12 protein-coding genes, 1 tRNA gene and 1 pseudogene are annotated in these 16,019 nt (G+C 44.1%); all 14 read left to right on the top strand.

Annotated elements, in window-relative coordinates; translation table 11 throughout:
• Positions 1-135, top strand: a pseudogene (locus JIG41_RS22955) (ISAs1 family transposase); the annotation flags it as partial.
• Positions 136-213: 78 nt separating this feature from the next.
• Positions 214-290, top strand: a tRNA-Trp gene (locus tag JIG41_RS17945).
• Between the two features lie 132 nt (positions 291-422).
• Positions 423-800, top strand: coding sequence for a preprotein translocase subunit SecE (secE, locus tag JIG41_RS17950; protein WP_036971579.1), 378 nt, complete (start codon positions 423-425; stop codon positions 798-800).
• A 4-nt stretch (positions 801-804) separates the two neighbouring features.
• Complete coding sequence (gene nusG, locus JIG41_RS17955) at positions 805-1,362, top strand: transcription termination/antitermination protein NusG (protein ID WP_036971577.1); 558 nt, start codon at positions 805-807, stop codon at positions 1,360-1,362.
• A 214-nt stretch (positions 1,363-1,576) separates the two neighbouring features.
• Positions 1,577-2,005 (top strand): 50S ribosomal protein L11, encoded by a 429-nt coding sequence (rplK, locus tag JIG41_RS17960; protein WP_036971575.1) that lies wholly within the window; start codon positions 1,577-1,579, stop codon positions 2,003-2,005.
• A gap of 4 nt (positions 2,006-2,009) precedes the next feature.
• Positions 2,010-2,714, top strand: a complete 705-nt coding sequence (gene rplA / locus JIG41_RS17965; RefSeq protein ID WP_036971573.1) for a 50S ribosomal protein L1 — start codon at positions 2,010-2,012, stop codon at positions 2,712-2,714.
• A gap of 319 nt (positions 2,715-3,033) precedes the next feature.
• Complete coding sequence (gene rplJ, locus JIG41_RS17970) at positions 3,034-3,528, top strand: 50S ribosomal protein L10 (protein WP_036971571.1); 495 nt, start codon at positions 3,034-3,036, stop codon at positions 3,526-3,528.
• 81 nt (positions 3,529-3,609) lie between these two features.
• Positions 3,610-3,972 carry a 50S ribosomal protein L7/L12 gene (gene rplL, locus JIG41_RS17975; RefSeq protein ID WP_036971568.1) on the top strand — a complete coding sequence of 121 codons (363 nt, stop codon included), beginning with the start codon at positions 3,610-3,612 and terminating at the stop codon, positions 3,970-3,972.
• A 272-nt stretch (positions 3,973-4,244) separates the two neighbouring features.
• Positions 4,245-8,270 (top strand): DNA-directed RNA polymerase subunit beta, encoded by a 4,026-nt coding sequence (gene rpoB, locus JIG41_RS17980; RefSeq protein ID WP_036971565.1) that lies wholly within the window; start codon positions 4,245-4,247, stop codon positions 8,268-8,270.
• Between the two features lie 97 nt (positions 8,271-8,367).
• On the top strand, positions 8,368-12,540 hold the full coding sequence (gene rpoC, locus JIG41_RS17985; protein WP_036971561.1) for a DNA-directed RNA polymerase subunit beta': 4,173 nt from the start codon (positions 8,368-8,370) through the stop codon (positions 12,538-12,540).
• A gap of 193 nt (positions 12,541-12,733) precedes the next feature.
• A complete protein-coding gene (gene rpsL / locus JIG41_RS17990; RefSeq protein WP_002958885.1) occupies positions 12,734-13,108 on the top strand; it encodes a 30S ribosomal protein S12 in 375 nt (124 codons plus the stop codon).
• A gap of 97 nt (positions 13,109-13,205) precedes the next feature.
• Complete coding sequence (rpsG, locus tag JIG41_RS17995) at positions 13,206-13,676, top strand: 30S ribosomal protein S7 (RefSeq protein ID WP_036971557.1); 471 nt, start codon at positions 13,206-13,208, stop codon at positions 13,674-13,676.
• 27 nt (positions 13,677-13,703) lie between these two features.
• Complete coding sequence (gene fusA / locus JIG41_RS18000) at positions 13,704-15,818, top strand: elongation factor G (protein ID WP_036971554.1); 2,115 nt, start codon at positions 13,704-13,706, stop codon at positions 15,816-15,818.
• 60 nt (positions 15,819-15,878) lie between these two features.
• On the top strand, positions 15,879-16,019 hold a 141-nt coding region (locus tag JIG41_RS18005; RefSeq protein WP_249406624.1), incomplete at its 3' end, for a GTP-binding protein.

A 16,019-nucleotide genomic window follows, 5' to 3' on the forward strand; every position in this document is an offset into this window, starting at 1 on the left:
ATGAGAAAAATAGCCATGGCGTTATTTAAACAAGATACAACTAAAACAGCCAGTATGGCGAGAAAAAAGAAAATGGCAGGGCTAGACGATGATTATCGCTCAACCCTGTTAGAATCTGGGATTAAAATGCGCTAGCCGTGGAGATTTTAACTTCTGGGTATCTTTTACTCTTGTGTTAATGAATTGCGTAAGTATAATAGGCATCCACTTTGCAGGGGCGTAGTTCCAATTGGTAGAACAGCGGTCTCCAAAACCGACGGTTGGGAGTTCGAATCTCTCCGCCCCTGCCACTTTTTACACAATAAGTGTGGAGTCTGAAATTAAAAATCGGTTTAAATAAGTCTGTTTTTAAGTTTAGATTTTAATGGATTAACCCTGCCTTCGCGCAGGGTTGTTGTGTCTGTAGTTAAGGTAATAATATTATGAGCACGAATGTAGAAACACCATCAAGTGCGATGGATTCAGTTAAGTGGATTGTAGCGATTGCGCTACTTGCAGGCGCAGTAGTTGGTAATCACATGTATGCAGATCAGTCTGTATTGTTGCGTGCTATTGGTGTAGTGGTCGCTGTTGCAGCGGGTTTAGGCATTGCCTCACTAACAGAAAAAGGTCGTACATTTTTAGCATTTGCTAAAGAAGCACGTATCGAAGTACGTAAAGTTGTGTGGCCAACACGCCAAGAAACAACCCATACGACATTAATTGTAATGGTTGCAACTGTGATTATGGCACTTATCCTTTGGGGATTAGATGGCATTTTATTCCGCGCCGTAGGCTTTTTAACTGGATTGGAGATCTAATCCCATGTCGGATGAGAAGAACGAAAAGAAACTACGTTGGTACGTAGTACAAGCTTTCTCTGGTTATGAGAAGCGTGTTGCACAAACTATTCTTGAGCATATCAAGATTGAAGGTTTGGAAGATAGTTTTGGTGAAGTATTAGTACCAACGGAAGAAGTTGTTGAGATGCGCGCAGGTCAAAAGCGTAAATCTGAGCGTAAATTCTTCCCAGGTTATGTACTTGTACAAATGGACATGAACGATGCAAGCTGGCACTTAGTGAACAGCACTGCACGTGTAATGGGTTTTATTGGTGGTACGTCAGATCGTCCAGCGCCAATCAGCCAAAAAGAAGCAGATCGCATCTTAAACCGTCTTCAAGAGAACTCTGAAGCACCTAAGCCAGCTACATTATTTGAGCCAGGCGAAGTTGTTCGTGTTATCGATGGTCCATTTGCTGACTTCAGCGGTGTTGTTGAAGAAGTGGATTACGAAAAGAGCCGCGTAAAAGTATCGGTACTTATCTTTGGTCGTTCTACGCCAGTTGAGCTTGAATTTGGTCAAGTTGAACAAGACAAGTAAGATAAAAAATTAAAGCAGCCAAAATCGTTTAATATTTTGGCAATATGCTTGAAAAAGGCCGTTGATTAACTTATAATCAGCGGCCTTTTTGTGTTAGGGCAAGTAGTAACTTGTTTTATCACATAAAGTGAGAACCAATTTTTAAACTGGGAAGCCGTTAGAGTACGCGTCCTCGCGCGCACAAGGCTATGACCCACCAAATGAGGTATTTATTATGGCTAAAAAAGTTGAAGCTATTATCAAGCTACAAGTTGCCGCTGGTATGGCTAATCCTAGTCCTCCAGTAGGTCCAGCACTAGGTCAGCACGGTGTAAACATCATGGAATTCTGTAAAGCGTTCAACGCACGTACAGAATCTATCGAAAAAGGCGCTCCAGTTCCTGTAGTGATCTCTGTTTACGGCGACCGTTCTTTCACGTTCGAAATGAAAACGCCACCGGCTGCTTACTTACTTAAGAAAGCTGCAGGTATCAAATCAGGCTCTGGCCGTCCTAACACTGAAAAAGTGGGTACAGTAACTCGTGCTCAACTTGAAGAAATCGTTGAGACAAAACGACCTGACCTTACAGCAGCTGATATGGACGCTGCAGTTCGCACTATCGCAGGTTCTGCGCGTGCGATGGGCTTGAACGTAGAGGACTAAGATAATGGCAAAATTAACTAAACGTATGCGTACAATCCGCGAAAAAGTGGATGCGACTAAAGATTACGAAATCAACGAAGCAGTTGCTCTTTTAAAAGAGTTAGCGACAGCTAAATTCGTAGAAAGTGTTGACGTTGCTGTTAACCTTGGTATCGATGCTCGTAAATCTGACCAAAACGTTCGTGGTGCAACTGTACTACCTAACGGTACTGGTCGTGACGTTCGTGTTGCTGTATTCACTCAAGGCGCTAATGCAGAAGCTGCAAAAGAAGCCGGTGCTGAATTAGTGGGCATGGAAGATCTTGCTGATCTAGTTAAGAAAGGCGAGATGAACTTTGACGTTGTTGTTGCATCTCCAGACGCTATGCGCGTTGTTGGTCAACTAGGTCAAATCTTAGGTCCACGTGGTCTAATGCCAAACCCTAAAACTGGTACTGTAACACCTAACGTTGCAGAAGCAGTTAAAAACGCGAAAGCAGGTCAAGTTCGTTACCGTAACGATAAGAACGGTATCATCCATACTACTATCGGTAAGGTTGATTTCACTGCTGAGCAACTTCAACAAAACCTTGAAGCTCTTATTGTTGCGCTTAAGAAGGCTAAACCTTCTCAAGCAAAAGGTACTTACGTGAAGAAAGTAACTATCTCTACAACAATGGGCGCAGGTGTTGCTGTTGACCAAAACTCTCTAAGCACAACTGTTGCTTAATTAAGAGTTTACATGGCGCGAAATTTGAACTATAATTTCGCGCCATTTTGTTGAGAAAGTTAATTTCAAAACAAGTAAAGAATTCGGGTTGAAGTCCATAATTTCGTACGCCTTCGGGTATAAACGATAAATTGGGCTTCCGTCCAAGACCGTAGGCGGCTTCGGCCTTAATATTTTTACCTACGTAGACGGTGTGAATCCCCAGATAGATTTTTCCTAATCTTCTGGCTCTCGCCGTAAAAAGCATCTCCATCATTGATGGGGAAGAGTAGAACAGGGAAGCCAATATCGGCGACCCATTAAACCAGGAGTAACACCCATGGCTTTAAATCTTCAAGGCAAAAAAGCAATTGTTGCTGAAGTCAACGAAGCAGCCACTGGTGCTCTTTCTGCAGTTGTTGCAGATTCTCGTGGTGTAACAGTTGGTGCTATCACTGCCCTTCGTAAAGAAGCTCGTGCAGCTGGTGTATGGATGAAAGTTGTTCGTAACACTTTAGCTAAACGTGCTGTTGAAGGAACAGATTTTGAGTGCCTTTCTGACTCATTTGTTGGTCCAAGCTTAATCGCTTTCTCTTCAGAGCACCCTGGTGCTGCTGCGCGTATCTTCTCAGATTTCGCGAAGAAGAACGAGAAATTCGAAGTTAAGACCGCTGCATTTGAAGGTAACGTAGTAGACGCAGCTATGCTAGCAACTCTACCTACTTACGACGAAGCTGTTGCACGCTTAATGAGCGCTATGAAAGAAGCGTCTGCTGGCAAATTGTGTAAAACAATTGAAGCAGTACGTGTACAGAAAGCTGAGCAAGCTGCTTAATTTTAAGCTGTTTTTTTGTTCACTTTCGGTGTAATATTTTTTTTGGACTAAAATTAGTCCGTAATAATTAGGAAATTTGTAATGTCTGTAACTAAAGACCAAATCCTTGATGCTATTGCTGAAATGTCAGTAATGGACGTTGTTGCTCTAGTTGAAGCAATGGAAGAAAAATTCGGCGTAACTGCAGCAGCTGCTGTTGTTGCTGGTCCAGCTGCTGAAGCTGCTGAAGAGAAGACTGAGTTTGACGTAATCCTTACTGGCGCTGGCGCTAACAAGGTTGCTGCAATCAAAGCTGTACGTGGTGCAACTGGTCTTGGCCTTAAAGAAGCTAAAGCACTTGTTGAATCAGCTCCTGCACCTATCAAAGAAGGTGTATCTAAAGAAGAAGCTGAAGCGCTTGCAAAAGACCTTACTGAAGCTGGTGCTGAAGTTGAGGTTAAGTAATCTAGCTTACGCTAGGTTCGCTGCCTGAGTAATCAGGCAAGGGCTGGTGATTATTTAATCACCGGCCTTTTTGCGCTATGGAGCGATGTTTTCCTATAGTGCAAATAAAATCTAATTTTCTCTTTATTTTCAAGTTGTTACCTGTAAAGGTGTTGAAAGTAGCAGAGTGAACTAGAACAACAATTTAATGTTGTACATCTTGGCATAGATGCCAGTTAAGTCTGTTCTTACAAGAACAGGTCGGGTCAAAGATCAGCAAGCTGAGGAACCCCATGGCTTACTCTTATTCTGAAAAGAAACGTATCCGTAAGGATTTTGGTAAACGTCCACAAGTTTTGGATATACCTTTCTTACTGTCGACGCAGTTAGAATCGTTTAAAAAATTCTTAGTCCCTGACGCTGATGGCGATCACGGTTTGGAAGCTGCTTTCCGTTCTGTGTTTCCGATCAAAAGCTACTCGGGAAATTCTGAGCTTCAATACGTAAGTTATCGTATTGGTGAGCCAGTATTCGATGTAAAAGAATGTCAAATTCGCGGTGTGACTTATTCTGCTCCACTTCGCGTAAAATTGCGTCTTGTGGTGATGGACAAAGAAGCACCAGGCACAGTTAAAGACATTAAAGAGCAAGAAGTTTACATGGGCGAAATTCCGCTCATGACTGATACCGGTACCTTTGTAATCAATGGTACAGAGCGTGTTATCGTTTCTCAGCTACACCGTAGCCCTGGTGTATTCTTTGATAACGACCGCGGTAAAACTCACTCGTCAGGTAAAGTACTTTATAACGCGCGTGTAATTCCTTACCGTGGTTCATGGTTAGACTTCGAGTTTGATGCAAAAGATAACCTATATGTACGTATTGACCGTCGTCGTAAATTACCGGCGTCAATTATCTTACGTGCACTAGAGTTCTCTACAGAAGAAATCTTAGATATCTTCTTCGATACTACTGCGTTTGAAGTAACTGACGGTAAAGTTCTTATGGAACTTGTGCCTTCACGTTTACGTGGTGAAACTGCCGCTTTTGATATCAAAGGCGATGACGGTGAAGTCCTTGTTGAAGCGGGTCGTCGTATTACTGCGCGTCACATCAAGAACATCGAGAAAAAAGGTATTAACCAATTAGAAGTACCGCATGAGTACATCATTGGTCGTGTTGTAGCTAAAAACTACGTTGATGAGTCAACGGGTGAGATCATCGCTAACGCGAATGACGAGCTATCACTTGAGCTAATGGCTGAGTTGGTTAAAGCAGGTCACACTAAGATTGATACGTTATATATCAATGAAGTTGACAGCGGCGCCTACATGTCAGATACCCTTCGTATCGACACAACAAGCAACCGTTTAGAAGCATTAGTAGAAATTTATCGCATGATGCGCCCAGGCGAGCCACCGACGAAAGACGCGGCTGAAGCCTTATTTGATAACTTGTTCTTCTCTGAAGAGCGTTATGATTTATCAACAGTTGGTCGTATGAAGTTCAATAGCCGTGTAGGTTATGACACTGATACAGGCCCTGGCACATTATCGAAAGAAGACATCGTAGCTGTTATGAAAGTGCTTATCGCTATTCGTAACGGTGTTGGCGATGTTGATGATATCGACCACTTAGGCAACCGTCGTATCCGTAGCGTTGGCGAAATGGCTGAGAATCAATTCCGTGTTGGTCTAGTACGTGTAGAACGTGCAGTACGTGAGCGTTTAAGCTTAGGTGACCTTGATGCGGTAATGCCACAAGACCTTATTAACGCTAAGCCAATTTCGGCAGCGGTTAAAGAGTTCTTCGGTTCGTCTCAGTTATCACAGTTCATGGACCAAAATAACCCGCTTTCAGAAGTAACGCATAAGCGTCGTATTTCTGCATTAGGCCCGGGTGGTTTAACACGTGAACGTGCTGGCTTCGAGGTGCGAGACGTTCACGTAACCCACTATGGTCGTGTATGTCCAATCGAAACACCTGAGGGTCCAAACATCGGTCTAATTAACTCATTGTCTACGTACGCACGTACAAACGACTATGGTTTCTTAGAAACACCTTACCGTAAAGTGGTAAACGGTGTTGTAACTGATGAAGTTGATTACCTATCAGCCATTGAAGAAGGTCAGTTTGTAATCGCTCAGGCGAACTCAAACTTGAACGATGACAATGAGTTTGTTGATGAACTAATTCCATGCCGTCACAAAGGTGAATCAACCTTTATGGGCAAAATGGACCAACAATATATGGACGTATCACCACAACAGGTGATCTCTGTAGCGGCCGCGCTTATCCCGTTCCTAGAACACGATGATGCGAACCGTGCATTGATGGGTTCAAACATGCAACGTCAAGCAGTACCGACACTTATCGCGGACAAGCCGCTGGTAGGTACAGGTATCGAGCTTACACTAGCAAAAGATTCTGGTGTAACGATCGTTGCTAAGCGTGGTGGTGAAGTAATGTATGCCGATGCAAGCCGCATCGTTGTAAATGTAAATGAAGATGAGCGCGTTCCAGGTGAAGCGGGCATCGATATCTACAACCTTACTAAATACACACGCTCAAACCAAAATACATGTATTAACCAGAAACCAACGTGTATGGTTGGTGAGCCGGTTACACGTGGCGATGTGTTAGCAGATGGTCCTTCGACTGACTTAGGTGACTTAGCACTAGGTCAAAACCTTCGCGTGGCATTCATGCCATGGAATGGTTATAACTTCGAGGATTCAATCCTACTATCAGAGCGCGTAGTTCAAGAAGATCGTCTAACGACTATCCACATTCAAGAACTACAATGTATCGCACGTGATACTAAATTAGGTCCTGAAGAGATCACAGCAGATATCCCTAACGTAGGTGAATCTGCACTAGGCAAGCTTGATGAATCAGGCGTTGTTTATATCGGTGCTGAAGTAAAAGGCGGCGATATCCTAGTAGGTAAAGTGACTCCGAAAGGCGAAACGCAATTAACACCAGAAGAAAAGCTACTACGTGCGATCTTCGGTGAGAAAGCGTCAGACGTTAAAGACAGCTCTTTACGTGTACCAAACTCTGTAACAGGTACCGTAATCGACGTACAAGTTTTCACCCGTGACGGTGTTGAAAAAGATAAGCGTGCGTTAGAAGTTGAAGACATGCAGCTTCGCGAAGCGAAGAAAGACTTCAACGAAGAGTTCCGTATCTTAGAAGCCGGTGTATTAGACCGTGCTCGTAAGCTACTTGTTGACGCTGGTCTGAACGCAGACACAATTGCATCACTTAATGCTGAAAAGCTGCTTACTCAAAGCCTTGCTCAAGAAGACAAGCAATCAGAGCTTGAGCAACTAGCTGCCCAGTACGATGAGCTTAAAGCTGAATACGATAAGAAGTTTGAAAACAAACGTCGTAAGATCACTCAGGGTGATGACTTAGCACCAGGCGTACTTAAAATTGTTAAAGTATACCTAGCTGTTAAACGTCGTATCCAACCGGGTGATAAGATGGCGGGTCGTCACGGTAACAAAGGTGTTATCTCGACTATCGTACCAGTAGAAGATATGCCATACGATGACAAAGGTCGTACGGTAGACATCGTTCTGAACCCGCTAGGTGTACCATCACGTATGAACATCGGTCAGATCCTAGAAACACACATGGGTCTTGCTGCACGTGGTGTGGGTGAGCGCATTGAAGAAATGATGAAAGAGCAGCGTGAACTGCACGAAATCCGTAGCTTTGTTAAGAAAGTTTACGATTTAGGTGATTGTCGTCAGAAAGTCGATATCGACTCATTCTCTGATGATGAAGTTCGTCGCTTAGCTGAAAACTTGAAAGGTGGTTTACCGATCGCAACTCCAGCCTTTGATGGTGCTCGTGAAAGCGAAATCAAAGACTTACTAGAGCTTGGTGGTTATCCAAGAAGCGGTCAAGTTACACTTTATGATGGCCGTACTGGCGATCAGTTTGAACGTCAAGTAACCGTTGGTTACATGTACATGCTGAAACTTAACCACTTGGTTGATGACAAGATGCACGCGCGTTCAACTGGTTCTTACAGCCTTGTTACTCAGCAGCCGCTGGGTGGTAAAGCGCAGTTCGGTGGCCAGCGTTTCGGTGAGATGGAGGTGTGGGCACTAGAAGCTTACGGTGCTGCATATACACTACAAGAAATGCTAACAGTGAAATCGGATGACGTGAACGGTCGTACTAAGATGTATAAGAACATCGTAGATGGTAACCATAAGATGGAACCAGGTATGCCAGAATCGTTCAACGTATTGTTGAAAGAAATCCGCTCACTGGGTATCAACATCGAGTTGGAAGAAAATTAAGCCATTTAGGTGCGGCATAAGCCGCACCTGTTAGGCCGAATAGAATGTAGGGGCGAGTTATTCGCCCTCAAGATTAACCTCCGACAGGAGAGCTAAGGTGAAAGACTTACTTAAGTTTCTGAAGCAACAAAATAAGACCGAAGAATTCGATGCAATTCGCATTGGTCTTGCTTCGCCAGATATGGTTCGTTCATGGTCATACGGTGAAGTAAAGAAACCTGAGACAATCAACTACCGTACTTTCAAGCCTGAGCGCGACGGCTTATTCTGTGCCCGTATCTTCGGCCCAGTGAAAGATTATGAGTGTTTATGTGGTAAATATAAGCGCCTTAAGCACCGTGGTGTTATTTGTGAAAAGTGTGGCGTTGAAGTAACGCTGACTAAAGTGCGTCGTGACCGTATGGGTCATATTGAGCTTGCTAGCCCAGTTGCGCATATTTGGTTCTTAAAATCATTACCGTCACGTATCGGCTTAATGCTAGACATGACACTTCGTGACATCGAGCGCGTACTTTACTTCGAATCATTCGTGGTAACTGAGCCGGGTATGACAACGCTTGAGCGTGGTCAGCTTTTAGGTGAAGAAGAGTACCTAGATGCGCTAGAAGAGCACGGCGATGAGTTTGAAGCGAAGATGGGTGCAGAAGCAGTATTAGACTTGCTTCGTGAACTTGATCTTGGCCAATTAATTGCTGAAATGCGTGAAGAGTTACCAACAATTAACTCTGAAACGAAGCGTAAGAAGATCACTAAACGTCTTAAATTAATGGAATCGTTCCACCAATCAGGTAACAACCCTGAGTGGATGATCATGACAGTACTTCCAGTATTGCCACCTGATCTACGTCCATTAGTACCACTAGACGGTGGTCGTTTTGCGACATCTGATCTAAATGACCTTTACCGTCGTGTTATTAACCGTAATAACCGTCTTAAGCGTCTATTAGATTTAGCGGCACCAGATATTATCGTACGCAACGAAAAACGTATGTTACAAGAAGCGGTTGATGCGCTACTTGATAACGGTCGTCGCGGTCGTGCGATTACAGGTTCTAACAAACGTCCTCTTAAATCGCTTGCTGATATGATCAAAGGTAAGCAAGGTCGTTTCCGTCAGAACTTACTTGGTAAACGTGTAGATTACTCTGGTCGTTCTGTAATCACAGTAGGTCCTACGCTTAAACTACACCAGTGTGGTCTTCCTAAGAAGATGGCACTTGAGCTGTTTAAACCATTTATCTACGGCAAACTTGAGCGTCGCGGCATGGCTACGACTATCAAAGCAGCGAAGAAGATGGTTGAGCGTGAAGTGGCAGAAGTATGGGATGTTTTAGACGAAGTAATTCGTGAACATCCAGTGTTACTTAACCGTGCACCGACACTTCACCGTTTGGGTATCCAAGCGTTCGAACCTGTGCTAATTGAAGGTAAAGCGATTCATTTACACCCATTAGTATGTGCGGCGTACAACGCTGACTTCGATGGTGACCAAATGGCGGTACACGTACCGTTAACGCTTGAAGCACAGTTAGAAGCACGTGCTCTAATGATGTCTACAAACAACATTCTGTCTCCAGCGAATGGTGAGCCAATCATCGTTCCTTCACAGGACGTTGTATTAGGTCTTTACTACATGACGCGTGATCGCATTAATGCGAAAGGCGAAGGTGCAGTATTTAAAGATCCTAAAGAAGCTGAAAAAGCATACCGCAGCGGTAACGCTGAGCTACATGCGCGCGTAAAAGTACGTATCAGCGAGACAATTAAGAATGAAGAAGGTGAAGCAGTTGATTACGTTACTATTGTTGAAACAACAGTAGGTCGTGCGATTCTTTCACTTATCCTACCTAAAGGCATGCCGTTTGAGCTAATCAACCAAGCCCTAGGTAAGAAACAGATTTCTGGCTTATTAAACGAGTGTTACCGTCGTCTAGGTCTTAAAGATACTGTTATCTTTGCTGACCAAGTAATGTACACCGGTTTCCACTACGCAATGAAGTCAGGTGTTTCAATCGGTATTGATGACTTAGTTATCCCACCGGTTAAAGCAGAAATCATTGAATCAGCGGAAGCTGAAGTAACTGAAATCAACCAACAATTCCAATCAGGTCTTGTAACGGCTGGTGAAAAGTACAATAAAGTTATCGATATCTGGTCACGTGTAAATGAAAACTTATCACGTGAGATGATGGCGAACTTATCAAAAGACACGGTAATCAACGCGAAAGGTGAAGAAGAAGAGCAATCTTCATTCAACTCAGTGTTTATGATGGCCGACTCTGGTGCACGTGGTAGCGCCGCTCAGATCCGTCAGTTAGCGGGTATGCGTGGTCTAATGGCACGTCCAGATGGTTCAATCATCGAGACACCAATCACGGCGAACTTCCGTGAAGGTCTAAACGTACTACAGTACTTCATCTCAACGCACGGTGCGCGTAAAGGTCTTGCCGATACAGCACTTAAAACAGCAAACTCGGGTTACTTAACGCGTCGTCTAGTAGACGTTGCACAAGACTTAGTAATCAACGAAGACGATTGTGGCACAGAAGATGGCTTAACAATGAAACCGCTTATTGAAGGTGGTGACGTTGTAGAAGCACTTCGCGAGCGTGTACTTGGTCGTGTTGTTGCTGAAGATGTTGTTATTCCTGGTACTAACGAAGTACTTGTTGAGCGTAACATTATGCTTGACGAAAAACTGTGTGACCTTTTAGAAGAGCACTCAGTGGATGAAGTACGCGTTCGTTCAGTTATCACCTGTGATAATGACTTTGGTGTATGTGCTAAGTGTTACGGTCGTGACCTTGCGCGTGGCCACATCATCAATCCAGGTGAGTCAGTAGGTGTTATCGCGGCACAATCAATCGGTGAGCCGGGTACACAGCTTACAATGCGTACCTTCCACATCGGTGGTGCGGCATCTCGAGCGTCTGCTGAGAACAGTGTACAAGTTAAAACTAACGGTACATTGAAGTTACACAATGCGAAGTACGTATTAAACACAGACGGTAAGATTGTTATCACGTCTCGTTCAACAGAGATCACTATCATCGATAGCTTTGGTCGTGAGAAAGAGCGTTATAAAGTACCTTACGGTGCCGTGTTAACAGTACAAGATAATTCGGAAGTTCAAGGTAACGATATCGTTGCGACTTGGGATCCGCATAGTCACCCAATCGTTCTTGAGCATAAGTCAAAAATCTCGTTCAGCGATATTGATGACTCAAATACCGAAGCACAAACAGATGAGTTAACTGGTTTAACACGTGTGGTTGTTAAAGACTTAGGTAAAGTAAATGCGAAAGAACCTAAACTAATCATCGAAAGCGATGAGCGTGGTCTGCAAGAAACACGTCTTCCTTCATTCACAACGATTGAAGTAACAGACGGCGCGACAGCAAACCCAGGTGACGTACTTGCACGTATTCCGCAAGAAGGTTCGAAGACTCGTGATATCACGGGTGGTCTACCTCGCGTAGCTGACTTATTCGAAGCACGTAAGCCGAAAGATCCTGCAATTCTTGCAGAAATCACCGGTACAATTAGCTTCGGTAAAGAAACGAAAGGTAAGAAGCGTCTTGTAATCACGCCAGCTGAGGGTGACGCATACGAAGAGATGATTCCTAAATGGCGTCAACTTAACGTGTTCGAAGGTGAGCAAGTGTCTAAAGGTGAGGTTATCGCCGATGGTCCAGAATCACCACATGACATCTTACGCCTACGTGGTGTAACTCATGTTGCAAACTATATCGTTAACGAAGTGCAAGAGGTTTACCGCTTGCAGGGCGTTAAGATCAATGACAAGCACATTGAGACAATTATTCGTCAGATGCTACGTAAATGTATCATTCTTGACGGCGGTGACACTGAGTTCTTAGCCGGTGAACAAGTTGAAGTGGCACGCGTTAATATCGCGAACCGCGACCTTGAAAAGCAAGGCAAGATCCCAGCTAAATTTGAAATCCAGTTAATGGGTATCACTAAAGCGTCACTTGCAACAGAATCTTTCATTTCAGCAGCCTCGTTCCAGGAGACAACACGTGTCCTTACTGAAGCCGCTGTAAATGGTAAGAGCGATGAGCTTCGTGGTCTGAAAGAGAACGTAATCGTGGGTCGTCTGATCCCAGCCGGTACTGGCTTTGCGTATCACCAAGACCGTTTGAACCGTCGTAAGCAAGGTGAAATCATCGAAGAGCAGACTGTTAGCGCTGAAGAGGCAACTCAAGCATTAACTGACGCACTTAATGCTGATATCTCTGGAAACCAATAATCTCAACTTAATCAATAGATTAAGTAGTCGCGAGGCAGTTATCTGCTGCCTTGCGATGAGTTAAGGTTGACAGGTTAAACTTTGCTCATTAAAATTCCGCCACCCATTTGCCTGCACGTTTTGTAACGAGCATGTAAACAGGGCGGATTTTTTTATTTTTTCAGTAGTAATTTTAATTTCAGGAGCTATTTAAATGGCAACTATTAACCAGCTAGTGCGTAAGCCACGTCGTAGCAAGGTTACTAAAAGTAACTCAGCTGCGCTTAAAGCGTGTCCGCAAAAGCGTGGTGTATGTACTCGCGTATATACAACTACACCTAAGAAACCAAACTCTGCATTACGTAAAGTAGCGCGTGTACGTTTAACAAACGGTTTCGAAGTAACATCTTACATTGGTGGTGAAGGCCACAACCTACAAGAGCACAGTGTAATCCTAATCCGTGGTGGTCGTGTTAAAGACTTACCAGGTGTGCGTTTCCACACTGTTCGTGGTGCACTTGACTGTGCAGGCGTAAGCGACCGTCGTCAAGCTCGTTCTAAATACGGTGCTAAACGCCCTAAGGGCTAATGGTTCTCCGTTAGTAAGGCCAAGCACTAAATTTTTAAATTAATTGTTTTGGGTATTGACTCTAAAAGAGCAAACCTGAAGATACCGGAGATACAAAATGCCTAGAAGACGCGTAATAGGTCAACGTAAAATTCTTCCAGATCCTAAGTTCGGATCGGAACTTCTTGCTAAATTCGTTAACGTAGTAATGTTAGACGGCAAGAAATCTACTGCTGAAAAAATCGTTTATGGTGCGTTAGACGTGGCTGCTGAGAAATCAGGCAAGTCGCACCTAGAAATCTTTGAAGCTGCACTTGATAACGTTCGCCCACAGGTAGAGGTTAAATCTCGCCGTGTTGGTGGTTCAACGTACCAAGTACCAGTTGAAGTACGTCCAGTACGTCGCAACGCATTAGGTATGCGTTGGTTAGTAGACGCTGCACGTAAGCGTGGCGAAAAATCTATGGGCTTACGTTTAGCTCAAGAAATCGTTGACGCTGCTGACAACAAAGGCACTGCGGTTAAGAAACGTGAAGACGTTCACCGTATGGCTGAAGCGAATAAAGCATTCGCTCATTACCGTTGGTAATCTGCCCTTAACCTTTAAGAGGATTTTATGGCACGTACAACTCCACTTGAGCGCTATCGTAATATAGGTATTTGCGCTCACGTAGATGCAGGTAAAACCACCACAACAGAACGTGTTCTGTTCTACACCGGTCTTTCTCATAAGATTGGTGAAGTACATGATGGCGCTGCAACTATGGATTGGATGGAGCAGGAACAAGAGCGTGGTATCACAATCACTTCTGCTGCAACAACGTGTTTCTGGAAAGGGATGGACGCGCAATTTGACGACCATCGTATCAATATTATTGATACTCCAGGACACGTAGATTTCACTATCGAAGTAGAGCGTTCTTTACGTGTACTTGATGGTGCGGTAGTTGTTCTTTGTGCTTCATCAGGTGTACAGCCGCAAACTGAGACAGTTTGGCGTCAAGCGAACAAATATGAAGTTCCTCGTATGATCTTCGTAAATAAAATGGATCGCACTGGCGCTGACTTCTTAACGGTTGTTAGCCAGGTGAAATCTCGTCTTGGAGCAACGCCTGTTCCAATTCAGCTACCAATTGGTGCTGAAGACGATTTTAAAGGTGTTATTGACCTCATTAAGATGAAAGCCATTAACTGGAATGCCGAAGATCAAGGCATGACTTTCTCTTATGAGGCCATTCCGGCAGACCTTCTTGAGCTTGCAGAAGAATGGCGCTCTCACTTAGTTGAAAGCGCTGCTGAAGCGTCAGAAGAGCTAATGGATAAATATCTAGAAGGTGAAGACCTGACCGAAGCTGAAATTAAATCAGCGTTACGTCAGCGTACATTAGCAAACGAAATTGTTCCCATGACGTGTGGTAGCGCATTTAAAAATAAAGGTGTTCAAGCTGTGCTTGATGCTGTTATTGAATATATGCCTGCGCCAACACAAGTGAAACAAATCCAAGGTATCATTGAAGATGGTACTGAGGAAGAGCGTCCTGCTGATGACAACGCACCGTTTGCCGCACTTGCTTTTAAGATTGCGACAGACCCGTTCGTTGGCACCTTGACCTTCTTCCGTGTTTACTCTGGTACTGTTAAACAGGGTGACGCGGTATACAATCCAGTTAAAAGTAAGCGTGAGCGACTTGGTCGTATCGTTCAGATGCATTCAAACTCACGTGAAGAGATCAAAGTAGTCTATGCAGGCGACATCGCAGCGGCTATTGGTCTTAAAGACGTAACAACAGGTGAAACACTGTGTGATCCGAACTCTATTATTACGCTTGAGCGTATGGAGTTCCCAGAGCCAGTTATCTCTGTTGCGGTTGAGCCTCGCACAATCGCTGACCAAGATAAGATGGGTATTGCACTAGGTAAACTAGCAGCAGAAGATCCATCTTTCAGAGTACAAACTGACGAAGAATCAGGCCAGACTATTATTTCTGGTATGGGTGAACTTCACCTTGATATCATTGTCGACCGTATGAAACGTGAATTCAGTGTTGAATGTAACGTTGGTAAGCCGCAGGTTGCATACCGTGAAGCTATCCGTTCAACTGTTGAAGTTGAAGGGAAGTTCGTACGTCAATCAGGTGGTCGTGGTCAATATGGTCACGTCTGGCTTAAACTTGAACCGATGGATATTTCGGACAACGACGCCCCAATTTACGAATTCGTTAACGAAGTCGTTGGTGGTGCCGTTCCAAAAGAATACATCCCTGCGGTAGATAAAGGCATCCAAGAGCAAATGGCTCAAGGTGTGCTGGCAGGCTACCCATTACTTGGCGTTAAAGCGACTTTATATGATGGTTCATTCCATGATGTAGACTCGAATGAGATGGCATTTAAAATTGCAGGTTCAATGGCGATGAAGAAAGGGGCGCTTGAAGCAAACCCTGCTCTTCTAGAACCAGTAATGAAGGTTGAAGTTATCACTCCTGAAGCAAACATGGGTGATGTAGTTGGTGACTTAAACCGTCGCCGCGGCATGATCGAAGGCATGGAAGAAGCATTCGGTGGTCTTAAGCAAATTAATGCACAAGTGCCACTTTCTGAAATGTTTGGTTATGCAACTGATCTGCGATCTGCAACACAAGGCCGTGCATCTTACTCTATGGAGTTTTTAAAGTATGCAGAAGCCGCTAAGAATGTTGCAGATGCAATAATTGCAGCTCGCGCTGTTATATGATTTAGCTTGTCTGGCCCAATAGTGGGTCAGGCGTTAATTTCTTTATAGGAATTTTTTAAGATGGCAAAAGAAAAGTTTGAACGCGTAAAACCGCACGTAAACGTTGGTACAATCGGCCACGTTGACCACGGTAAAACTACCCTAACTGCAGCAATCACTAACGTACTTGCAAAAGTATACGGTGGTACAGCTAAAGACTTC

This window comes from Pseudoalteromonas sp. bablab_jr011 (assembly GCF_016464045.1).
Lineage (GTDB): Bacteria > Pseudomonadota > Gammaproteobacteria > Enterobacterales > Alteromonadaceae > Pseudoalteromonas > Pseudoalteromonas lipolytica.